Consider the following 20,492-nt stretch of genomic DNA (forward strand, 5'->3'; position numbering starts at 1 on the left):
AGCAGTGCCGCAACGGTGAAGGAACGACGGCGGGGCCGCACCGATTGGTGCGGCCCCGCTGCCGTTCCTGCTTAATTCTTGGCCCTAAGCCTGAGCCGGGCGTTGCTGGGACCGGGCGCTGGCGTAGAGGCAGACCGTCGCCGCAGTACCGAGGTTGAGGCTTTCCGCATCCCCGTAAGCCGGAACAGCCACCCGGTGGTCTGCCAGGGCAAGTTCCTCCTCCGACAGGCCCTGCGCCTCGTTGCCGAACAGCCACGCCGTCGGCTGCTCCAGTGCGTAAACGGAGCCGGCGTCGGATAGGCCCAGGCGCCGCGCTGTGTTCTCGTCCTGCAACCGGTCCAGGTTCAACTGGCCGTAACCGTCCGCCGCCAGGACGCCGATCCCCCGCTCCTTACACCGTGCCGCGACTTCCGCGGGGTCTGCGCCCAGGACAACGGGGAGGTGGAAGAGCGAGCCGGCGGTGGAACGCACCGCCTTCGGGTTGTAGATGTCCACGCTGGACCCGGTGAGGACCACGGCGCCGGCGCCGGCGGCGTCGGCGGCACGCAGCACCGTTCCCGCGTTTCCGGGATCCCGGACCTGGCACAGGACCGCGACCAGCTGCGGAGCCGCGTCCAGCACCTGATCGAGGCCGACGTCCAGGAAACCGCAGACCGCGAGTATGCCTTGCGGGGTGACCGTGTCCGCCATCGCGGCGAGTACCTCGTCGGTGGCGAGGTAGGCCGTGGTGCCTTCTGCGAGGGTCTCCAGTTCCGGGTGCCGGTCCAGGCAGGACTCGCTGGCGTACACCTCGTAGACGATCCCGGGTTCCCCCGCGGCGAGCCGCTTCTGATGCAGCTTCAGGGCCTCACGTACAGCCTGCGGGCCCTCCGCCAGGAATTCGCGGCGCTTTAAACGGGCCGGGCGCCCGGCAAGCTGTGCCACCTTCCTCACCCGATCGGCTCGGGGGTTGGAGAGTGGAAAGTCTTGCGGGCGCCCGGATTCGTTCATAGTAGAACCTTAGTTGCTCTCGCGAGCGGTTCTAGAACGGCCTAGCTTTGAGTCCGTTGCTACTCGGCGGCCTTTGCGGCAGCCGGCTTCTTCGCGGCGGGCTTCTTCGCAGCCTTCGGGGCCGCGGCAGCCTCGGCCTGGACGGCCGGAGCGGACGTGTCGGCCGGCAGCGAGTCCTTGGCGACCTTGACCAGCGCGGCGAAGGCGTTGGCGTCGGAGACGGCCAGCTCGGCCAGCATACGGCGATCAACCTCGACCTCAGCGGCCTTGAGGCCCTGGATCAGGCGGTTGTAGGTCAGGCCGTTGGCGCGGGATGCAGCGTTGATGCGCTGGATCCACAGGCGGCGGAAGTCGCCCTTCTTCTTCTTGCGGTCGCCGTAGCTGTACACAAACGAGTGCAGCAGCTGCTCTTTCGCCTTGCGGTACAGGCGTGAACGCTGTCCCCGGTAGCCCTTTGCGCGTTCGAGGATAACCCTGCGCTTCTTGTGGGCGTTGACCGCCCTCTTCACACGTGCCACGTGCGTACTCCTTCGAAAATATCTGATCCCAAGCGTCTACTGCCGGATAACCGGCTGGCCTGAGAAGCCGTTTTGGTAGTGGACCGCTGCCGGATGGCAAGCAATCCCGAACTTGGAACTTAGATGCCGAGCATCTTCCGGATGACCTTGGCGTCGCCCTTGAAGACGATCTTGTCGCCGGCGAGGCGACGGGTCAGCCTGGAGGACTTGTGCTCGAGGTAGTGGCGGCGGTTGGCCTGCTGGCGGCGCAGCTTGCCGCTACCGGTCAGCTTAAAGCGCTTCTTAGCACCGCTGTGGGTCTTCATCTTCGGCATGGGAACCGATCTCCTTACGTATCCGCAGACCAGGTCTGCAGTCTTTCGCGCAGCCACCCCTGCGGGCGGCGTGCTGGTTGCTTACTGCCGGACATTTCTGTCCGGCAGCCGTGAACTAGTTGGTCTTCTTGCTGGCCGGTTTCGGGGCGGCCTTGGGGGCCGCCGGCCGTGCCGCAGGCTTCGGAGCCGCAGGCCGGGCAACCGGCTTCGGTGCCGCAACCGGCTTTGGAGCCGGCTTCTCTGCCGCCGGCGTTGCCTCCGCCGCAGGCGCCTTCGGAGCGGCTGCCTTCGGGGCTTCCTGCTTCGGAGCAGCAGCCTTGGGAGCGGCTGCCTTCGGGGCTTCCTGCTTCGGAGCAGCAGCCTTGGGAGCCGCGGCCTTCGGGGCTTCCTGCTTCGGAGCAGCAGCCTTGGGAGCCGCGGCCTTCGGAGCCTCCTGCTTCGGAGCAGCCGCCTTGGGAGCCTTGGGGGCTTCCTGCTTCGGCTGTTCCGGGGCGGCTTCGGCCGGAGCCTTTTCGGCTACCGCGTCCTCGGCCTCGGGCGTCTCTGCGGCGGGAGCAGCAGTTTCCGGCGCTTCCGTCTCAGTTGCCGCCGGCGTTTCGGCCTCGGTCCGGACCTGGAAGCCTTCCGGAAGAAGGTCGGCGAGCGACTGCGTCAGGGGCGCGTCGCCGCCTGCCGTGTCGATGCGGCCCGTTACCTTGGCTTCGTTCTCGGCCTTGGCTTCTGCCCGCTGCGTGGCGCGGCGGGCCTCTGCCTTGGCTTCGGCCTTGTTCTTCAGCGGACCCACGACCATGACCATGTTGCGGCCATCGATGCGCGGGCTGGACTCCACGACGCCCACTTCGGCGACGTCGTCGGCAAAGCGCTGGAGCAGGCGGATGCCCATCTCGGGGCGCTGCTGCTCACGGCCGCGGAACTGGATCATGGCCTTGACCTTGTCCCCGGCGCCGAGGAAGCGGAGTGCGTGGCCGCGCTTGGTCTCGTAGTCGTGGGTGTCGATCTTCAGGCGGAACCGGATTTCCTTCAGGACCGTGTTGGTCTGGTTCTTCCGGGCCTCGCGTGCCTTGACGGCGGCTTCGTACTTGTACTTGCCGAAGTCCATCAGCTTGCACACCGGAGGCTTTGCCTGCGGTGCAACTTCAACGAGATCAAGGTCGGATTCGGCAGCCAAACGCAGGGCATCCTCGATACGGACAACTCCCACTTGTTCACCTGCAGGGCCGACCAGCCGCACCTCGGGGACGCGGATACGCTCATTGATTCTTGGCTCGCTAATGTTAAAGCTCCTGTGTTCGTGAGGGGTGCTCAGCCGGCAAATGAAGAAGGCCCCCAATTGCCGGTGCAATCGGAGGCCTCGAAGATCGGAACTGCCGGCCTCTTGACGAGGCGGCATGCGTCCACCGCCAGGCATGATGCCCGGGGCGAATGCCCGACCAGTACCCGGCAACCTTGATTCCTGAGGAATACTCGCGGCTGACGCGGGTGGGAGAGAACTCCGCTTGCGAACTGGAAAACTATTCTACAGAAAAAAGCCCGTTCAACGCACAGGTGCGTGAGCGGTTCAACGTTTGGCTTCAACGCTGAGCTTTTGCTTCCAGCAGAATAACGACATCCAGTCGGTCTGTGACAAGCTTACCAGCATGAGCACAACAGATAGTAATTCACACGTTTACCAGCCTGCCGACGCCCAGGGCGACGTTTCCCAGCAGATCCGGGACATCTCCGAGGTCCCCGCGATCGAGGTCATCACCACCGCTGCCGTCCACCTCATGAGCGCCGCCGCGGTGAAGCTCGGCCTCGCCGCCGAGGACAACGCCGAGGAACTCAAGGACCTGGACGAGGCCCGCAAACTGATCACCGCGCTGGCCGGGCTGGTCACGGCGGCCGCCCCCGAGATCGGCTCCCAGCACGCGGGGCCGTTGCGTGACGGCCTGCGCTCCTTGCAGCTGGCCTTCCGCGAAGAATCCGCCATCCCGGACGCGCCCGGCAAGGGTCCAGGCGAGAAGTACACGGGCGCCGTCAACTAATAGCGGCAGACAACGGCGGCGGGCGGACCGGATCGGTCCGCCCGCCGCCGTCGTTAACTGGCCTGCCGCCCCGCAGCGCGCCCCGCGCCGTGCTGCTCAGGCTGCGGCGAGTCGGCTCCGGCGGCGGCGCTGCAGCACGAGACACGCGAGGCAGAGTACGACGCCGGCCGCCCCCACCGAGACGAAACCTGCCCCCGGGCCGACGCCGTCGATGAAGAGCCCGGCCAGCGGGGCGCCGAATGCGACCCCGCCGGTGAGGGCCGAGCCGTACCAGCCCATCGCCTCGCCGCGGCGGCCCTCTTCGACCAGTGCCGCCACCTTTTCCGACGCGGCCGAGAGTACCGGGGCGCACAGCAGGCCCGGCAGCAGGGACAGCAGTGCGAGCGTCCAGGTGTCCCGCGCGAACGCCATCGGGATGGTCAGCGCGGACATGCCGAGCAGCAGCAGGATCGGTGAGACGGGCCGGTGCATGGCCCCGTAGACCAGGCCGCCCAGCACCGACGTCCCGCACCAGAAGAGGAAAACGATGCCGATTTCGGACTGGTGGCCGCCGGTCTGGAGGGCGGCGACGATCCCGACGTCGCTGCCGCTGAGCACCATGCCGGCACCGGCCGCCACGGCGAAGACCGCCGCCACGGCGGCCGTGAACCAGCTGAAGTTGCGGGCTACCTTGTGCCGCAGGCCGAGGCGGGCCTGCCGCCGCTGTTCTGCGGCCGCCAGCGGGGCCAGTTCTGCCGCTGCCTCTTGCAGGTTGGCGGGCGCCGCGGCAACAATGGCGGCCTCCGCGCCTTCCTGCTGGGCCGCTTCGAACTCGGCCTCCGACTCGGCGTCGGGTTGGGCGCTGCGGGTGGGCGGGTTGATCCAGATCAAGAACAGGCCCGCCAGGGAGGTGGCGACGCCCACCACTGTCAGTCCCAGCACGGAGAAGCCCGCGGTGGCGACGATGGCGCCCACTGCAGGGCCGATCATGAACACCAGTTCGGTGCTGATTGAGTCCAGGGCGAAGGCCGTCCGGCGCTGTTCACCGCGGGCCAGGATGCCCAAGGACTGGCGCACGACGCTGAAGATCGGCAGCGTGAGCAGGCCGCCGACGAAGACCAGCGGCAATAACAGTTCGTAGCTGACGTGCGGCACTATCGACCAGATGACGGTCTCGGACACAACCGACGGGATGAGGGCCCGGCGGAGCCCCACGGTGTCTACGCGGCGACCGCGCCAGGGGGCGCCCACGGCGATGCCGATCGTCATGACGGCGGCGGCCGCACCGGCCGCGGCGTAGCCCTGACCCAGGGTGAGGACGATGTGCAGGGTCAGCAGCACGCCCGCGACTGAGTGCGGGATCCGGGCGACCATGCCGACGAGCAGGAGGTTCCTGATGGGCCTGACTGCCAGCAGGTCACGGTATAGCGCGAAATTCACGGGACTGCATTCCTTCTTGTACTGCCCGCGACAGCACCGGCCGGTCTCCGTGCCGGCCGGAGGCTATGGTGCTGCGCGCTGCAACTTGATTTCGATCGAGTCAACCCGTTCGGCGAAGATCTCATTCCGGGCCCAGTCGTTGTTGAGTGCCGCCACCAGGGATTGCACCGCGGCGGCATCGAGCCCGTCCTCAAGGTACAGCACCAGCCGCAGTTCCGGGCCCGCACCGCCGCCGGGCAGATGCCTGCCGCCGGCCTGCGCCGACGCCACTCCGCCGCCAGGGCGGATTTCCACGTGCCGGAGCACCGGAAAGCCGGCCGTCGCGGCCCGTGCGGCTTCTTCCACCGCCGGGTCGCTGTAGCTAGGTGTCCACTCCTGCTGCCGCGCCAAGGCCCAGACGGCGGGCCGGCGCACCACGAAAGTGGCTGCGGAACCAGGATCCAGGACGAGCAGTTCGGCGCCTTCGGCGACGGCGGAAAGGGCAGCGCGCGCAGCGTACACCGCGACGGGCCGGGCCTCCGAGTGCCAGGCGGCGAGGGCCGCGGCCGAGGTGAATACCGGCAGCACCGTCCGGCCGTCGGCGGACCGGAGTGTTACAAGGGCCATGTCGGCCTGTTTGTCGCCGTGCAACTCCTCGCCGTGGGTGCCTGCGACGGCATCGCCTTCTTCGGCGAGCCGGGCAAGGATCGGCACGAAGACGCGAGCGGTGGCCAACGAAGCAACCACCGCAGCCTCGTCACCGCCGCCGGTTTCCAGGGCCGCCAGCGCCGCGAGGTAGCCGGCGTCGGGGGCGCCGTCGTCGTCCTCGAAGTTGTGGATCTTGGCGTCTTCGCCGCTAAGGCTCCGGCCGGCCCAAGGCTGGCCGGCCGAGTCCGTCGCTCCTCCGGCGCCGGCGAGGGCGGCGGCGATGTGGCCGGGCAGCGGGCGCCCACCGGGCGGGGTACTGTGCTCCATGGCGGCGGCGGGCCTAGCGGCGGCCGGCGGCGTCGAGGGCTTCGGGGAGGGTGAAGTTGCCGTTGTAGAGGGCTTTGCCGACGATGGCCCCCTCGACGCCGAGCGGGACCAGAGAGCGCAAGACCAGGAGGTCCTCGAGGCTGGAGATGCCGCCGGACGCCACAACGGGTTTGCCGGTGCGTTCCACCATTTGGCGCAGCAGTTCGACGTTGGGCCCCTGCAGGGTACCGTCCTTGGTGACGTCGGTGACGACGTAGCGGGCACAGCCGGCCTCTTCCAGTCGGCCGAGGACGTCCCAGAGGTCGCCGCCCTCCTGGGTCCAGCCGCGGCCGGCGAGGGTGGTGCCGCGGACGTCGAGGCCGACGGCGATCTTGTCGCCGAAGCGCTCGATCACCCGGGCGGTCCATTCGGGATTTTCAAGCGCCGCGGTGCCCAGGTTCACGCGGGCCACGCCGAGGTCCAGGGCTTTTTCGAGGGACTCGTCGTCCCGGAGCCCGCCGGAGAGCTCTACCTTGATGTCGAGCCGGCCCACGACCTCACGGAGCAGGTCGGCGTTGGAGCCGCGGCCGAAGGCGGCGTCCAGGTCGACCAGGTGGACCCATTCGGCACCCTGGTCCTGCCAGTTGAGTGCGGCTTCCAGCGGCGTGCCATAGCTCGTTTCGCTGCCGGCTTCGCCCTGGACCAGGCGGACGGCCTGCCCGTTCACGACGTCGACGGCGGGGAGCAGCTCAAGTACCGGAAGCGGGGTTTCGGTGGTCATCGTGGGGTCCTCATGGTGTTGGGCGGTCAGGAGTGTACCGGGCTCAATTGGCCGGCAGCGTCAGGAGATAGGCGGCCAGCAACGACATCCCGGCCAGGACATAGAACGCGATCTGGACCCACAGCGGGCTCTTCTGCTGCCGGAAGGACAGGGCGCCGCCAACCAGCAGGCCGGCAAGGCCCATCAGAACCAAGGACCACATCTAGGCGGTCTCTTCCGGGGCGGCGCCCGCGGCGGCGCCGTCCTTGGCGCCCGCCCGCAGGCTGTCCACCCAGTTGCGGAGCAAGCGCGCGCCCGCGTCGCCGGATTTCTCCGGGTGGAACTGCGTGGCGCACAGCGGGCCGTTTTCCACCGCGGCGATGAACGGCGCGCCGTGCTCGGACCAGGTGACGAGCGGGGCAGCCATGCGCGGCTGGACCACGTCGAAGTCCCAGTGCTGGACGCCGTAGGAGTGGACGAAGTAGAAGCGTTCGTTTTCAACGCCGGCGAACAGCCGGGACCCCTCGGGCACAGTGACAGTATTCCAGCCCATGTGCGGCACGACCTCGGCCGGCAGGAGCTCGACGGTGCCGGGCCACTCCCCCATGCCCTCGGCGACGGTGCCGTGTTCCACTCCGGTTTCGAAGAGGACCTGCAGCCCGACGCAGATCGCGAGCACGGGCCGGTGGCCGGCAACGCGGCGGCCGATCATCCGCAAGGCGTCGACGGCCTTGAGTTCCTTCATGACGGTTTCGAAGGCCCCGACGCCGGGCACGACGAGCCCGTCGGCATTGAGCACGTCCGCGGGCTTGGCGCTGAGGATGACCTCGGCCCCGGCGCGTTCGAGCGCGCGGACGGCCGAGCGGACGTTACCGGAACCGTAGTCGAGCACGGTCACGGTGGGCTTGCCATCCGGCGATGCCGGCTTCCGGGTGGCATGCGGGTTGATGACGGCGCCGTCCTGGAGCACCTTGCCGGTCACAGGGCACCCTTGGTGGAGGGAATGCCCTCGACCCGGGGGTCCGGCTCCACGGCGGCCCGGAGCGCCCGGGCGAAGGCCTTGAACTGGGCCTCGACAATGTGGTGCGGGTCGCGGCCGGCGGTGACGTTCATGTGCAGGCAGATGCCGGCGTGCAGCGTGATGGCCTCGAAGACGTGGCGGGTCAGCGACCCGGTGAAGTGGCCGCCGATGAGGTGGTACTCCTGACCCGCCGGCTCGCCGGCGTGGACCAGGTAGGGGCGGCCGGACACGTCGACGACGGCGTGCGCCAGCGCCTCGTCGAGCGGGATCGAGGCCTGGCCGAAGCGGCGGATGCCCGCCTTGTTTCCCAGCGCCGTGCGCAGGACCTCGCCAAAGGTGATGGCAACGTCTTCGACGGTGTGGTGGACGTCGATGTGGGTATCGCCGGTGGCCTTGACCGTGAGGTCGATCAAGGAGTGCTTGCTCAGGGCCGTCAGCATGTGGTCGTAGAACGGCACGGAGGTGCTGATGTCCGAGACGCCGGTCCCGTCCAGGTTGATTTCGACCAGCACGGAGGACTCGCTGGTGGTCCGTTCCAGGCGGGCTGTACGGGCCTCGGCAGCGGCTGATCCGGTGTTGCTCATGTGGGGGTGTCCTTTGGATGAAGGCTGGCGCCCGGCGAACAGGGCGCAGTGCGTGGGTCCTGCGTTAAGTCTAGGCGGACTGTACATCCCGGCTGGTCAGGATCCGTTCGAGCGCCTGCAGAAAGGCTGTGGTTTCCGTCTCAGTCCCGGCCGTGACCCGCAGGTGGCCGGGGATGCCGACGTCGCGGATGAGCACGCCGGCGTCCAGGAGTGCCTGCCAGACCTCATGCGGGTTCTCGAGGCCGCCGAAGAACACGTAGTTGGAATCGGAGGCGGCCGGCTTGAGCCCCAGCCGGATCAGCTCCGCGACAATCCGGTCCCGCTGCCGCTTGATGTCCTCGACGTCGGCCATCAGCGCAACGCGGTGTCGCAGGGCGGCCAGTGCCGTGGCCTGGGTGATGGCGGACAGGTGGTACGGGAGCCGGACCAGCCGGAGGGCATCCGTGACCTCCGGTGCTGCCGCCATGTAGCCCAGCCGCGCGCCGGCCAGGGCGAAGGCCTTGCTCATGGTGCGCGAGATGATCAGCCGCTCGCGGCCGGGCAGCAGCGTGAGGGCGCTGGGGGTCCCATCGTGGGCGAATTCGTGGTAGGCCTCGTCGACGATCACGATGCTCTGGCTGGCTTCTCCGGCCTCATAGACGGCCTCCACGACGTCAATCCCCAGGCCGGTGCCGGTGGGATTGTTCGGGGAACAGAGGAATACGACGTTGGGCTTCAGTTCACGGACCTGGCGTGCCGCCGATTCGGCGCTCAGACCGTAGTCCTCGGCCCGGACGCCGACGATGTATTCGGTGTCCGTGCCGGCAGCCAGCAGTGGGTACATGGAGTACGTGGGAGGGAATCCGAGAGCGGTGCGGCCCGGGCCGCCGAAGGCCTGGAGGATTTGCTGGAGGACTTCATTGGAGCCGTTCGCTGCCCAGATGTTGGTGGCGTCCAGTCCGTGGCCGAGATATTCGGCGAGGCCTTCGCGCAGTTCGGTGAACTCGCGGTCGGGGTACCGGTTCAGCCCGGTTGCGGCTTCGGTGACGGCCGCGACGATGGCGGCGCGGACGTCCGCCGGAACGCCATGGGTGTTCTCGTTGACGTTCAGCAGGATAGGGACATCCAGCTGGGGTGCGCCATAAGGGCGCAACCCGCGCAGATTCGTCCGGAGGGGCAGTCGGTTGAGTCGCTCTAGCTGGTCAGTCACCGTCCCAGTTTAAGCGTGTACGGCGCCGGACCCGAAACTGTGACCGGCAGCGCCCGACGTGCGCGGCCGACTCACGCCGGCCGGGGCGGCTCGCCCGGAATCCCGGTCCGGGCGCCGCCTACTTGGTGGGCACAAAGAGCTGCTGTCCGGAGATGACGCGGGGATCGCCGAGGTTGTTCAGCTGCACGATGTCCGCCACGACGTCGCGGGGATCACGCTCCGGGGCCACGGCGCCTGCAATCGCCCACAGTGACTCCCCCGGCTGGACTGTGACCGTGACCGTCGGCGTGAGCGAGAGCCCTGCGGACGAGTCGGCGGCCTTGGCCGGAGCATTCAGGAAGCCGGCGAGTGAAAGCAGGAGGACCGCCAGCAGCATCAGCGGCAATCCGAAAAAGACGAACCGGCCCCGGCGGGTGAGCCGCAGCGGAGCCTGTGCCATGGCAGTGGGCGCAGGCTTCCGGCCGACGAGGGCCAGGCTGCCTGCGTCGTGGCGGACGGCACGCTGGCGGTCGGTATCGCGATCGAAAATGTTATGCGGGCCGAACGACTCGAACTGCGCCCTCGTGGACCGGGCCTGATCGAATGGGCCTTGGTCGGATGGGGCTTGATCGGATGGGGCCGCCTGGACCCTGACCGCCTTGGGATGGGCGGCACGGACGGGAGCGGATACCAGCGAACCGGGAATTGCGCTTACTGCTGACATGAACTGAGCCCTCCTGGACTTATCTGTGCCGCCCGGCGTACTCCACTTACCTGCCGCCAACCGACCGAACCATCGAACGCAAACCTTCGAAACATATTCATTCATCGCAAACTTCGAACATAGGGCCGAACCTCGCGGTTCACTCCCCGCACTCAGATTCGAACATATCTTCGAACCCTGCTGGTTCTGTTTTAGCACTTATGAACGAACATTGTCGAGACTCACTAGAACAAATGTTTGAAAAACCTTGGCGGCTGGCCTATTTTTGAAGCACAGGACAACCACTCGAGTTGATCAACAGCAGTTGACCAGCGGGGTCTGACTTTTTGCAGACCCACTGATTCCGGCCACCACATCGGCCGGGCGGAAATGGAAAGGCGTGGCCAAGATGGCAGCACAAGCCGCCCGTGGGAGGGCCGCCCAGCGCAGCCCCCAGACCGCCCGGGCGCCCAAGAGCCTTACCGTCCGGCAAAAGAAGATCCTGGAGACCATCCAGCGTTCCGTCACGGACAACGGGTACCCGCCCTCGATGCGGGAGATCGGCGACACGGTGGGGCTGGCCAGCCTCTCCAGCGTCACCCACCAGCTTTCCCAGCTGGAGAAGCTCGGTTACCTGCGGCGTGACCCTAAGCGGCCCCGTGCCATGGAAGTGCTGATGCCGCTGACGCTCGATGAGGGCAGCACGAAGATTTCCGGAGTGGGGAAGCCCGGCGGCCTGCGGGCTGTGGGTGGCCTCGCCGTCTCGGAGCTTGCCAGCGCCACGGACACCGCAATGGTGCCGTTCGTGGGCCGGATCGCCGCCGGCGGTCCGATCCTTGCCGACCAGGTGGTGGAGGACGTGATGCCCCTGCCGCGCCAGCTGGTGGGCCACGGCGAATTGTTCATGCTTCGGGTGGCCGGCGATTCGATGATCGACGCCGCCATTTGCGACGGTGACTGGGTGGTGGTCCGGCGCCAGAACGACGCCATCAATGGCGACATCGTTGCCGCGCTGCTCGATGACGAAGCCACAGTCAAGACGTTCCGGCAGCGCGACGGCCACACCTGGCTGCTTCCGCAGAACACCCAGTATGAACCGATCTTGGGCGACCATGCCGTCATCATGGGCAAGGTCGTCTCGGTCTTGCGCTCCCTGTAGCACTCCCCCGCCGCACCGCCACAAAGGCCCCCTCCGGAAACCGGGCGGGGCCTTTGGCGTACCCTACGTGGCGGGCTGCGGGGCAGGGGCCTCGGAGCCGAGGCGTTCGAGGGCGGCGAGGGCTACTGCTTGGTCGGTGGTGGGCCAGAACGGCGGCAGCGCGGCCCGGAGGAACCCGCCGTAGCGCTCGGTGGACAGCCGCGAGTCCAGGACCGCGACGACGCCCCGGTCCGACGTCGAGCGGATCAACCGCCCGGCGCCCTGGGCGAGCCGGATCGCAGCGTGGGTGGCCGAAACACTCATGAAGCCGTTTCCGCCGGACTGGGCCACGGCGCGGGACCGGGCAGTCATCAGCGGGTCGTCGGGGCGCGGGAACGGGATCCTGTCGATCACCACCAGGCGGCACGAGTTTCCGGGGACGTCCACGCCCTGCCAGAGCGACATGGTGCCGAAGAGGCAGGTATCCGGTTCGTCGGCGAACTGCTTCACGAGCCCGGTCATGGTCGACTCGCCTTGGCAGAGAATGCGCAGGCCCAGCCGGGGCCGCATCGCATCGGCAGCCTCTTCGGCGGCGCGCCGGGAAGAGAACAGGCACAAGGCCCCACCGCCGGAGGCGCGGATCAGTTTCTCCAGCTCGTCGAGGGCCTCCGGGGATGTTCCGCGGCCGGGCTTGGGCAGGTGTTTGGCGACGTAGAGAATCCCCTGCTTCGGGTATTCGAACGGGGACCCGACGTCGACGCCGGTCCAGCTGGGAGCCCCCGGCCCCACCAGGCCGAGGCCTCCGGCGGCCGGTTCGAAGGCCGCACCGATCGCCAGCGTTGCCGAGGTCAGGACGACGGTATGGTCGGCGAACAATCCCTCCCGCAGCCGCCCGGCGACGCTGAGCGGGGCCACGTTGATCAGCGCTGGCGCCGAGTCGTCCGGCTGCGAGTAGCCCTGTTGCGGGTCGAAGCTGCTGTTGCGGGAGAACCAGACCACTTCGCGGTTCTCCTTGGCTGCGAGCAGCCGTTCGCACAGTTCCAGGATCACCATCAGGCGGGACCGAGCGAGCTGGCGCCCGCCGTCGGCCGTGCTGGCGCTGTCCCCCTTGGAGTCGGAGAGCGCGGCGCGGCAGGCGTCGCGCAACTGGTCCACGCAGTCGAGCTGCTCGCTGTTCAGGCCGTTCGGCATCAGTCCGCTGGGCACGCCCTCAATGGCGAGTTCAAGGTTGGACGCGGCGTTGTTGAGCGCGTCCACGGTGATTCCGGTGTGCTTGCGGGCGCCGGACGCTGCGGCGTGCACCATGGCCACGGACAGTTGCCCGGACACGGCGCCCGTGACGCGGTCCTGCAGTTCGTGCGCTTCATCCACCACGACGACGTCGTACTCTGGCAGCACCGCCAGGCCTTCGAACGCGCTGACGGCCAGCATGGCGTGGTTGGTGACGACGACGTCGGCGTCGGCGGCGTTTTGCCGGGCCAGTTCGCTGAAGCATTCGGCGGCCAACGGGCACTTTTGCGCGCCCAGGCATTCCATCGAAGTGACGGAGACCTGCCGCCAGGCGCGGTCGGTTACGCCGGGCATGAGCTCGTCGCGGTCCCCAGTCACGGTGTCCTCGGCCCATTCGCGGAGCCGGACCACCTCCTTGCCGAGCTGGGACGACGGGCCGCCCATGGCGGCGGCGAAGTGCGGCACAGAGGTGTCCTCGCCGAGGGAGAACAGCTGGCCCTCGGACGGTTCCTCGGACGGGAAGCCGCCGTCGAGTTTGTGCCGGCACACGTAGTTGGAGCGGCCCTTGACGAGCGCGACCTTCACGGGCCGGTCCAACGCCGGGGTGATGGTCTTGAGCAGCCGCGGCAGGTCCCGGCCGACGATCTGGGTCTGCAGTGCCAGGGTGGCGGTGGAGACCAGGGTCGGTTTGTCACTGACCAGCGAATGGGCGATCAGCGGAATCAGGTAGGCCAGGGACTTGCCCGTGCCGGTGCCTGCCTGGACCAGCAGGTGGTCGCCGGTTTCGATCGCCCGGGCCACCTGCCGGGCCATCTCGTGCTGGCCGTCGCGGCTCTGGCCGCCCATGCCCGCGACCGCCCGGTCGAGCAGTTCCACCACGAACTGCTCGCCGGACGGGCTGTCTTCCGCCGGTTCAGTCATTGCTGACGAAAGAGTCCAGTTCGGCCGCGAGTCCCTCGCGCACCATCACCACGGCACGGGTGCCGGTCTCCTCGTGGTCCAGGCTAATGATCTCGGCGTCGGTCTCGTGCAGTTTGCTGAGCAGGTCCCCCCGGTTGTACGGGATCAACAGCTCCAGCTTGACGCTGGGCCGCGGGATGCCCTCGCTGATGGCCTTCAGCAGTTCCGGAATGCCTTCGCCGGTGCGGGCCGAGACCACGACGTGCCGCGGCTCGCGCTGCTTTAGCCGTTCGATCACGAACGGATCGGCAGCGTCGGCCTTGTTCAGGACGATGATTTCGGGCACCTTGCGGGCGTCGACTTCGCTGAAGACCTCCCGGACCGCGGCGATTTGGCCTTCCGGATCGGGGTGGGACACGTCGACGACGTGCAGGATCAGGTCCGAGTCGGCGACTTCTTCCAGGGTGGAGCGGAAGGCTTCCACCAGCTGGGTGGGCAGCGAGCGGACGAATCCCACGGTGTCGGCGAGGGTGTAGCCCAGCCCGTCGGAGGTTTCGGCCTTGCGGACTGTTGGGTCCAGGGTGGCGAACAGCGCGTTCTCAACCAGGACGCCGGCGTCGGTGAGCCGGTTCAGCAGCGAGGATTTGCCGGCGTTGGTGTAGCCGGCGATCGCCACCGACGGTACCGCGTTACGACGGCGGTTGGCCCGCTTGGTTTCCCGGGCCGGCTTCATCGCGGCTATTTCGCGCCGCAGTTTGGCCATCCGGGTGCGGATCCGGCGGCGGTCCAGTTCGATCTTGGTTTCACCTGGACCGCGGGAACCCATGCCCGCTCCGGCCCCGCCCACCTGGCCACCGGCCTGGCGGGACATCGACTCGCCCCAGCCGCGCAGGCGCGGGAGCAGGTATTCGAGCTGGGCCAGTTCGACCTGGGCTTTGCCCTCGCGGCTCTTGGCGTGCTGGGCGAAGATGTCCAGGATCAGTGCCGTGCGGTCGATGACCTTGACCTTGACGATGTCTTCCAGTCCGCGCCGCTGGGAGGGGGCCAGTTCGGCGTCGACCACCACGGTGTCGGCGCCGGTGGACATCACGATGTCCTTGAGTTCTTGTGCCTTGCCCGACCCCAGGAACGTTCCCGGATCCGGCTTCGCGCGGCGCTGGACGAGCCCGTCCAGGACCTCGGAACCGGCGGTCTCGGCCAGTGCTGCCAGCTCGCGCAGGGAATTCTCGGCGTCGGCAAGCGTTCCCTCGGACCAGAGTCCAGCGAGCACGACGCGTTCCAGGCGCAGCTGCCGGTATTCGACTTCGGTGACGTCTTCAAGTTCCGTCGACAGGCCGGCGGTGCGGCGCAGCGCGTGGCGTTCCTCAAGATCCTGCTGGTCGCCGTCGTAGCTGCTGCGTTCCTCATCGAGCCGCGAAATCGCCTGCGCTTTGCCGAACACCGCCCTGGACTCGCCGGGGTGCCCCGCGTCGTCGCGACCGGCCTTCAGGGCAGGAGCGTCTTTGGACAGGATCCGGTCGATGACAGCCTGGATTTCTGCAGGACTCATGTCCTGGTCGGCTGAATCGGGTCCGGTGTTGGGCTGGCTGGTCATGGTCTCCTTTGAAGGGTCTGCAATTTCAGAATAGTGCTGTTCAGTGCTTCGTGGCGCGGTATTCGCGCTGGGCTGACGACTGTTGGTCATCTATGCCTCCTGGTTGCCGGCGGCTGCGACGCCGCAAACCGGACGGGGCTCCGTGGCGGAGCGGTGAAAGTGGAAGGACAAGGCGTCGAAAACGCGTCGTGGGACAGTGGGAAACCGTCCGTTCAGGACCGAAGACAGCTGCTGCCGCGGCATGTGAGTCCTCGCGATGACTCCAAGCGGCTCTGCTCCAAGTGGGCTGGGCGCCGAGGCGATGCCGGGCATCGCCGGCGGGCGCGCTGAGCGGAAGGTAACTACCTGCGTCGCTGCGGGGACGGGACTCCGAGGAAGAAGCGAAGGCCCGTGCCGGCTACTTGAAGATCAAGATCATGTATTTAACGTTAGCAGACCGTTCCCCGGCCCCGGCACGCGCGGGCCTTGGGCCCGGCTGCGCCGGTTTCCCATTCCGCCGGACGGCCAACTAATCTGGCCAGTTATGGAGTCTGCACACTATTTCAGCGCCCAGCCGGCCGGGCCGTTCACCCGCAAGCCTCTCACCGTGAACCTTGCCGGCGAACAGCGGCACCTGCAGACGTCCTCCGGGATCTTCAGCCCGGACGCCCTCGACAAGGGAACCGCCGTCCTGCTCGCTGATGTCCCGGCTCCGGCACCGCAGGGGAACCTGCTGGACATCGGTTGCGGCTGGGGGCCGATCGCGCTGACCATGGCGCTGAAGGCGCCGCACGCCCGGGTCTTCGCCGTGGACGTAAATGAGCGCTGCGTGACCTTGACTAATGAGAACGCGGCCCTGCTGGGGCTCGGCAATGTCACCGCCAGCACCCCCGGCGAGGTCGACCCGGGGCTGCGTTTCGACACGATCTGGTCCAACCCGCCGATCCGGATCGGCAAGGACGAGCTCCATGCGCTGCTGCTCACCTGGCTGCCCCGGCTGGCGCCCGGAGGTTCGGCGTGGCTGGTGGTGCAGAAGAATCTTGGCTCGGATTCACTTCAGCGCTGGCTCGCGGAGGAGCTGGACAGCAGCTTCGCCGTGACCCGCGAGAGTACGTCCAAGTCCTTCCGCATCCTGCGGGTCAGGAAAGCGTCCCGCTAGCGACGATCACGGCGGGTCCGCTCAGTTCCACGTGCTCGTGGCCGTCCGCGGCCACGAAGAACTTCACGCCGACGACGCCGCCGGGCACCGTGACGTTCCACGCGTCGGGGGCACCCTGGCCGGCCCAGTGCCGGATCGCGACGGCGGCGGCACAAGCACCCGTGCCGCAAGACAGGGTCTCCCCCACGCCCCTTTCGTGCACGCGCATGGTGATGGTGCCGACGCCGTCGTGGACCAGCGGTTCGGACGGCACGACGAACTCGACGTTGGTGCCGTGCGGCGGCGCCGGGTCCACCCGGGGCGCCTTGAACAGCTGGGTGGCCTCAAGCTCCGCGAGCTCAGCCAGCGCGACGACGGTGTGCGGGTTTCCCATGCTCACAGACAGCGCGGGCCTGGCGACTTCGAGCCCGTCGGCGCTGACCAGTGAATCCATGGCGCGCGCGGTCGCCTCGCCCGGGAAGATGAACTCCCAGGGCCCCATGTCGACGGCGTATCCGGCCGCGGTGCGGACAATGGTTTTCACGCCGCCGCGGGTTCCGATGGTCAGCGATTCGCCGGCGGGAAGGTCCACAAGGCCTTCCGCGATCAGGAAGTGGACGAACACGCGGACGCCGTTGCCGCACATTTCCGACAGCGATCCGTCACCGTTGCGGTAATCCATGAACCACTCGGCGGCGGGGTGGGTAGCGAGCAGATCCCTGCCCTCGGGCAGCGACGCCGAGGGCACGGCGCGGATGAGGCCGTCGGCGCCAATGCCGCGGTGCCGGTCGCAGAGGGCCGCCACCTGTTCCGGCGTCAGGGAGAGGGCGCCGTTCGGGTCCGCAATCAGGACGAAGTCGTTCCCGGTCCCGTGACCCTTCGAGAACTTGAGTCCGCCGAGTCCGGTGGTGCCTACGGCAGCGGGGTGGTCAACGGCCGTGGCAAGGGTTTCGTCCATGTTCCAAGGTTACCGTTCCGTCCGGCCCTTACCGGCACAGCGCCGTGGCCGTGGCCACCAGCTCCGGGTCCTGCCAGTCGAGCCAGCGGATCCGCGGGTCGGCGCGGAACCAGGTGAGCTGGCGGCGGGCAAACTGGCGGGTCGCGACGATTGTCGCTTCCGCGGCCTGGTCCTGGTCTGACTCGCCGTCCAGGACCTTGAGGAACTGGGCATAGCCCAGGGCGCGGGAGGCCGTCTTGCCCCGGCGCAGGCCTGAGGCGTCCAGGCGCTGCACTTCGGCGAGGAGCCCGCGCCGCACCATGGTGTGGACCCGCGCGGCGAGGCCCTCGCGCAGCTGCTCCCGGTCCACCTCGAGGCCGATCTGCAGAGCCGGCCGGAAGTACTCGCGGGAGGGCATGAAGGAGCTGAAAGGGCGCCCGGTGAGTTCGAAGACCTCGAGGGCCCTGATGACCCGGCGGGCGTCGCCCAACCGCACGGCGGATACCGGATCAACGATTTCCAGCTGCGAACGCAGGGGTGCGAGGCCGGCGGCTTCGGCCTCCGCCTCGAGCCGGCGCCGGATGGCGGGGTCGGTGCCGGGGAATTCGAGCACGTCGAGCGCGGCGCGGACGTAGAGGCCCGACCCGCCGACGAGGATGGCCCGCTTACCCCGGGCGTGGATGTCCGCGATCACGGCACGGGCCCGTTGCTGGAAGTCCGAGACGCTGGCTTCTTCGGTCACGTCGAGGATGTCGAGCAGGTGGTGCGGCACACCCCGCCGTTCGGCTTCGGTGACCTTGGCCGTGCCGATGTCCATCCCGCGGTAGAACTGCATGGCGTCGGCGTTGACGACCTCGCCGCCCAGAGCCAGCGCCAAGGAAACGGCGAGCTCCGACTTGCCGGATCCGGTGGGTCCGACGACGGCGATCACCGGCGGCGTGGATCCGGCTGCGCCGTCCGGCGCGGGGGCAGGCACGGCCCTAGCGGGTGCGCGCGGGCAGGCTCGGCATGCCCAGTGAGACGCCGGAGCTGCCCCCGGAGCTGCCGCCGGCTGGGGCGCCGCAGGAGTCGGCCTGTGACCTGTCCCAGGCGTCGCCGGCGCGGGAGCGGCGCAGGCTGTAATCCTCCGGGGTCGCCGGGTCGGCGACGAGGTGGAAGGCCGCGGCCTCGGTGATGGTTACCGTGACGAGGTCTCCGGGGCGGGGCGTTTCGGCGCCGTCGGGGAGGGAGAAGTGCACCAGCCGCTGGTCCTGGGCCCGGCCGGAGAGCCGGTGGGTTTCCTCCGCCTTGCGGCCGGACTGGGCCGTAACCATGACCTCGACCCGGCGACCAAGCTGCCGGGCGTTCTCCTCGGCGGCGATCCGGTCCTGCAGGGCGGTGAGGCGTTCGAAGCGTTCCTGCACCACGGCCTTCGGCAACTGGTCCGGGAGCTCCGCGGCGGGCGTGCCGGGGCGTTTGGAGTACTGGAAGGTGAACGCGGTGGCAAAGCGGGACTTTTCCACGACGTCGAGCGTGGCTTGGAAGTCCTCCTCCGATTCGCCCGGGAATCCGACGATGATGTCGGTCGAGATGGCGGCGTGCGGGATCTTCTCCCGGACCTTGTCCAGGATGCCGAGGAACTTGGCGGACCGGTAGGACCGTTTCATCTCGCGGAGCACCTTGTCGGAGCCGGACTGCAGCGGCATGTGCAGTTGCGGCATGACGTTGGGCGTCTCGGCCATGGCGTCGATGACGTCGTCGGTAAAGGCGGCCGGGTGCGGGCTGGTGAACCGGACGCGTTCCAGGCCGGGGATCTCACCGCAGGCGCGCAGCAGTTTGGAGAAGGCCTGCCGGTCGCCGAACTCGACGCCGTAGGAGTTCACGTTCTGACCCAGCAGCGTGACCTCGATCGCCCCGTCGTCGACGAGGGCCTGGATCTCGGCGAGGATGTCGCCGGGCCGGCGGTCCTTCTCCTTGCCGCGCAAGGCGGGGACGATGCAGAACGTGCAGGTGTTGTTGCAGCCGACCGAGATGGAGACCCAGCCCGCGTAGACGGAGTCCCGCTTGGTGGGCAGCGTGGAGGGGAACACGTCGAGTGATTCGAGGATTTCCAGTTGCGCTTCGTCGTTGTGGCGGGCACGGTCCAGCAGCGCGGGCAAGGCCCCGACGTTATGCGTTCCGAAGACCGCGTCGACCCAGGGCGCCCGTTTGAGGATGGTCTCGCGATCCTTCTGCGCGAGGCACCCGCCGACGGCGATCTGCATGCCCGGGTTGGCATCCTTGACCGGACGGAGCATGCCAAGGTTGCCGTAGAGCTTGTTGTCGGCGTTTTCCCGCACGGCGCAGGTGTTGAAGACCACGACGTCGGCGACTTCGCCGTCGGAGCGGACGTAGCCGGCGGCTTCGAGCATGCCCGCCATCCGCTCGGAGTCGTGCACGTTCATCTGGCAGCCGAAGGTCCGCACCTGGTAGGTGCGGGCCGGGAGCGTCGCCGGCAACGGGGTTGTTCCCCCCGCCGTGTTGTCGGCGGCGGCTTCGGCTGGGGAGGGAATGGTCAAACTCACCTGTTAAGGGTACCGGTTCGGCGTCGCCGTGTTTGGCCGCAGGCTGAGTCCGGCCGGGTCAGTCGTGGCCGCCCGCTGCTTCGAGGGCCGCGTCCACGGCTTCGCCGACGATCCGGAAGGCCTGCGAGGGCTGGTAGCCCTTGCGGGCGAGCATGGACGCCAGCCGGCGCACGACCTTGTCCCGCTCCGCGCGGTCCCCGAGGCCCCGCACGTTCCGCAGCTTGCGGACTACGAGTTCCCGGGCGGCGGCTTCCTCATCCTCGTCGCTGACCTGTTCGAGGGCACCGGCCGCGGTCTCCCCGTCGATGCCCTTCTCGGCCAGCTCCCGGCGCAGGGCGCCCCGGGCCAGCTTCCGGGTCTGGGACCGGCTCCGCACCCACATCTGCGCGAACTCCGCGTCGTCGATGAGGCGGACCTCTTCGAAGCGGTCGAGGACGGCTTCGGCGACGTCTTCCGGGATGTTGCGCTCGGCCAGCTTGCGGGCGAGCTGCAGCCGGCTTTTGGCCGAGTTGGTGAGCTGGCGCAACACGACGGCGCGGGCGACGGCGGCCGGATCCGCGTCAACGTCCAGCTCCGGAGCCGGCTCCCCGGCCCTGCGT

Annotated in this window: 21 protein-coding genes; 3 read left to right on the top strand and 18 right to left on the bottom strand. The window is 68.3% G+C overall.

All coding sequences use genetic code 11. The annotated features are described in order from the left end of the window. Positions 1-84 precede the first annotated feature (84 nt). The 4 genes from AC1DGI_RS14310 to infC all read right to left on the bottom strand — a co-directional run bounded on the left by AC1DGI_RS14310 (position 85) and on the right by infC (position 3,164). Complete coding sequence (locus AC1DGI_RS14310) at positions 85-990, bottom strand: TrmH family RNA methyltransferase (RefSeq protein WP_441403649.1); 906 nt, start codon at positions 988-990, stop codon at positions 85-87. A gap of 59 nt (positions 991-1,049) precedes the next feature. Continuing rightward, the gene (gene rplT, locus AC1DGI_RS14315; RefSeq protein ID WP_476899318.1) at positions 1,050-1,508 is read right to left on the bottom strand and encodes a 50S ribosomal protein L20; all 459 of its coding nucleotides are present in this window, start codon (positions 1,506-1,508) and stop codon (positions 1,050-1,052) included. A gap of 119 nt (positions 1,509-1,627) precedes the next feature. Beyond that, positions 1,628-1,822: a 50S ribosomal protein L35 gene (gene rpmI / locus AC1DGI_RS14320; RefSeq protein ID WP_009358635.1), complete on the bottom strand. Its 195-nt coding sequence runs from the start codon at positions 1,820-1,822 to the stop codon at positions 1,628-1,630. A gap of 115 nt (positions 1,823-1,937) precedes the next feature. Next, positions 1,938-3,164, bottom strand: coding sequence for a translation initiation factor IF-3 (infC, locus tag AC1DGI_RS14325; RefSeq protein ID WP_476899319.1), 1,227 nt, complete (start codon positions 3,162-3,164; stop codon positions 1,938-1,940). A gap of 295 nt (positions 3,165-3,459) precedes the next feature. Between infC and AC1DGI_RS14330 the strand changes: the two genes are divergently transcribed. After that, on the top strand, positions 3,460-3,846 hold the full coding sequence (locus tag AC1DGI_RS14330) for a DUF1844 domain-containing protein (RefSeq protein ID WP_441403325.1): 387 nt from the start codon (positions 3,460-3,462) through the stop codon (positions 3,844-3,846). Positions 3,847-3,942: 96 nt separating this feature from the next. Here AC1DGI_RS14330 and AC1DGI_RS14335 read toward each other — a convergent pair whose 3' ends face one another. From AC1DGI_RS14335 to AC1DGI_RS14370, 8 genes are all read right to left on the bottom strand, one after another. Further along, on the bottom strand, positions 3,943-5,265 hold the full coding sequence (locus tag AC1DGI_RS14335) for an MFS transporter (protein WP_476899320.1): 1,323 nt from the start codon (positions 5,263-5,265) through the stop codon (positions 3,943-3,945). Between the two features lie 63 nt (positions 5,266-5,328). After that, entirely contained in the window at positions 5,329-6,219 is an 891-nt protein-coding gene (locus tag AC1DGI_RS14340) for an SseB family protein (RefSeq protein WP_476899321.1), read from the bottom strand. A gap of 13 nt (positions 6,220-6,232) precedes the next feature. Beyond that, positions 6,233-6,979 carry a bifunctional 1-(5-phosphoribosyl)-5-((5-phosphoribosylamino)methylideneamino)imidazole-4-carboxamide isomerase/phosphoribosylanthranilate isomerase PriA gene (priA, locus tag AC1DGI_RS14345; RefSeq protein ID WP_476899322.1) on the bottom strand — a complete coding sequence of 249 codons (747 nt, stop codon included), beginning with the start codon at positions 6,977-6,979 and terminating at the stop codon, positions 6,233-6,235. 43 nt (positions 6,980-7,022) lie between these two features. Next, the gene (locus AC1DGI_RS14350) at positions 7,023-7,181 is read right to left on the bottom strand and encodes a hypothetical protein (protein WP_441403195.1); all 159 of its coding nucleotides are present in this window, start codon (positions 7,179-7,181) and stop codon (positions 7,023-7,025) included. Beyond that, positions 7,182-7,940: an imidazole glycerol phosphate synthase subunit HisH gene (gene hisH / locus AC1DGI_RS14355; protein WP_476899323.1), complete on the bottom strand. Its 759-nt coding sequence runs from the start codon at positions 7,938-7,940 to the stop codon at positions 7,182-7,184. Further along, positions 7,937-8,563 (bottom strand): imidazoleglycerol-phosphate dehydratase HisB, encoded by a 627-nt coding sequence (gene hisB / locus AC1DGI_RS14360; protein WP_441399981.1) that lies wholly within the window; start codon positions 8,561-8,563, stop codon positions 7,937-7,939. The genes hisH and hisB overlap by 4 nt, the downstream gene beginning before the upstream one ends. Before the next feature lie 70 nt (positions 8,564-8,633). Continuing rightward, the gene (locus AC1DGI_RS14365) at positions 8,634-9,752 is read right to left on the bottom strand and encodes a histidinol-phosphate transaminase (RefSeq protein ID WP_441399979.1); all 1,119 of its coding nucleotides are present in this window, start codon (positions 9,750-9,752) and stop codon (positions 8,634-8,636) included. Between the two features lie 118 nt (positions 9,753-9,870). Next, positions 9,871-10,191: a LysM peptidoglycan-binding domain-containing protein gene (locus AC1DGI_RS14370; RefSeq protein ID WP_441399985.1), complete on the bottom strand. Its 321-nt coding sequence runs from the start codon at positions 10,189-10,191 to the stop codon at positions 9,871-9,873. Positions 10,192-10,843: 652 nt separating this feature from the next. On the opposite strand from AC1DGI_RS14370, the gene lexA reads away from it, so the two are divergent. Then, a complete protein-coding gene (gene lexA / locus AC1DGI_RS14375) occupies positions 10,844-11,593 on the top strand; it encodes a transcriptional repressor LexA (protein WP_441399978.1) in 750 nt (249 codons plus the stop codon). A 63-nt stretch (positions 11,594-11,656) separates the two neighbouring features. On the opposite strand, the gene AC1DGI_RS14380 is transcribed toward lexA, so the two are convergent. Beyond that, the gene (locus AC1DGI_RS14380) at positions 11,657-13,723 is read right to left on the bottom strand and encodes an ATP-dependent DNA helicase (RefSeq protein ID WP_476899324.1); all 2,067 of its coding nucleotides are present in this window, start codon (positions 13,721-13,723) and stop codon (positions 11,657-11,659) included. Beyond that, entirely contained in the window at positions 13,716-15,296 is a 1,581-nt protein-coding gene (gene hflX / locus AC1DGI_RS14385; protein WP_441399974.1) for a GTPase HflX, read from the bottom strand. Before hflX ends, AC1DGI_RS14380 begins: the two co-directional genes overlap by 8 nt. A gap of 523 nt (positions 15,297-15,819) precedes the next feature. Between hflX and AC1DGI_RS14390 the strand changes: the two genes are divergently transcribed. Then, positions 15,820-16,434 carry a class I SAM-dependent methyltransferase gene (locus AC1DGI_RS14390; protein WP_476899325.1) on the top strand — a complete coding sequence of 205 codons (615 nt, stop codon included), beginning with the start codon at positions 15,820-15,822 and terminating at the stop codon, positions 16,432-16,434. Here the strand turns inward: AC1DGI_RS14390 and dapF are convergent. From dapF to AC1DGI_RS14410, 4 genes are read right to left on the bottom strand one after another with little or no spacing between them, the layout of a single operon-like run. Next, the gene (gene dapF / locus AC1DGI_RS14395) at positions 16,415-17,371 is read right to left on the bottom strand and encodes a diaminopimelate epimerase (RefSeq protein WP_441399971.1); all 957 of its coding nucleotides are present in this window, start codon (positions 17,369-17,371) and stop codon (positions 16,415-16,417) included. The genes AC1DGI_RS14390 and dapF overlap by 20 nt on opposite strands. 28 nt (positions 17,372-17,399) lie before the next feature. Next, on the bottom strand, positions 17,400-18,326 hold the full coding sequence (gene miaA, locus AC1DGI_RS14400; protein ID WP_476899326.1) for a tRNA (adenosine(37)-N6)-dimethylallyltransferase MiaA: 927 nt from the start codon (positions 18,324-18,326) through the stop codon (positions 17,400-17,402). 4 nt (positions 18,327-18,330) lie between these two features. Then, positions 18,331-19,893 (bottom strand): tRNA (N6-isopentenyl adenosine(37)-C2)-methylthiotransferase MiaB, encoded by a 1,563-nt coding sequence (miaB, locus tag AC1DGI_RS14405; RefSeq protein WP_476899327.1) that lies wholly within the window; start codon positions 19,891-19,893, stop codon positions 18,331-18,333. A gap of 58 nt (positions 19,894-19,951) precedes the next feature. After that, positions 19,952-20,464: a regulatory protein RecX gene (locus tag AC1DGI_RS14410; protein WP_476899348.1), complete on the bottom strand. Its 513-nt coding sequence runs from the start codon at positions 20,462-20,464 to the stop codon at positions 19,952-19,954. Positions 20,465-20,492 lie beyond the last annotated feature (28 nt).

The organism is Arthrobacter sp. 05N428_2 (assembly GCF_056397065.1).

Excerpts from the sequence above, each read along its gene's own strand:
- AC1DGI_RS14310 (WP_441403649.1), bottom strand. The coding sequence starts at position 990 with ATGAACGAATCCGGGCGCCCGCAAGACTTTCCACTCTCCAACCCCCGA.
- rpmI (WP_009358635.1), bottom strand. The coding sequence starts at position 1,822 with ATGCCGAAGATGAAGACCCACAGCGGTGCTAAGAAGCGCTTTAAGCTG.
- AC1DGI_RS14330 (WP_441403325.1), top strand. The coding sequence starts at position 3,460 with ATGAGCACAACAGATAGTAATTCACACGTTTACCAGCCTGCCGACGCC.
- AC1DGI_RS14340 (WP_476899321.1), bottom strand. The coding sequence starts at position 6,219 with ATGGAGCACAGTACCCCGCCCGGTGGGCGCCCGCTGCCCGGCCACATC.
- priA (WP_476899322.1), bottom strand. The coding sequence starts at position 6,979 with ATGACCACCGAAACCCCGCTTCCGGTACTTGAGCTGCTCCCCGCCGTC.
- AC1DGI_RS14350 (WP_441403195.1), bottom strand. The coding sequence starts at position 7,181 with ATGTGGTCCTTGGTTCTGATGGGCCTTGCCGGCCTGCTGGTTGGCGGC.
- hisB (WP_441399981.1), bottom strand. The coding sequence starts at position 8,563 with ATGAGCAACACCGGATCAGCCGCTGCCGAGGCCCGTACAGCCCGCCTG.
- AC1DGI_RS14370 (WP_441399985.1), bottom strand. The coding sequence starts at position 10,191 with ATGGCACAGGCTCCGCTGCGGCTCACCCGCCGGGGCCGGTTCGTCTTT.
- lexA (WP_441399978.1), top strand. The coding sequence starts at position 10,844 with ATGGCAGCACAAGCCGCCCGTGGGAGGGCCGCCCAGCGCAGCCCCCAG.
- AC1DGI_RS14380 (WP_476899324.1), bottom strand. The coding sequence starts at position 13,723 with ATGACTGAACCGGCGGAAGACAGCCCGTCCGGCGAGCAGTTCGTGGTG.
- hflX (WP_441399974.1), bottom strand. The coding sequence starts at position 15,296 with ATGACCAGCCAGCCCAACACCGGACCCGATTCAGCCGACCAGGACATG.
- AC1DGI_RS14390 (WP_476899325.1), top strand. The coding sequence starts at position 15,820 with ATGGAGTCTGCACACTATTTCAGCGCCCAGCCGGCCGGGCCGTTCACC.
- dapF (WP_441399971.1), bottom strand. The coding sequence starts at position 17,371 with ATGGACGAAACCCTTGCCACGGCCGTTGACCACCCCGCTGCCGTAGGC.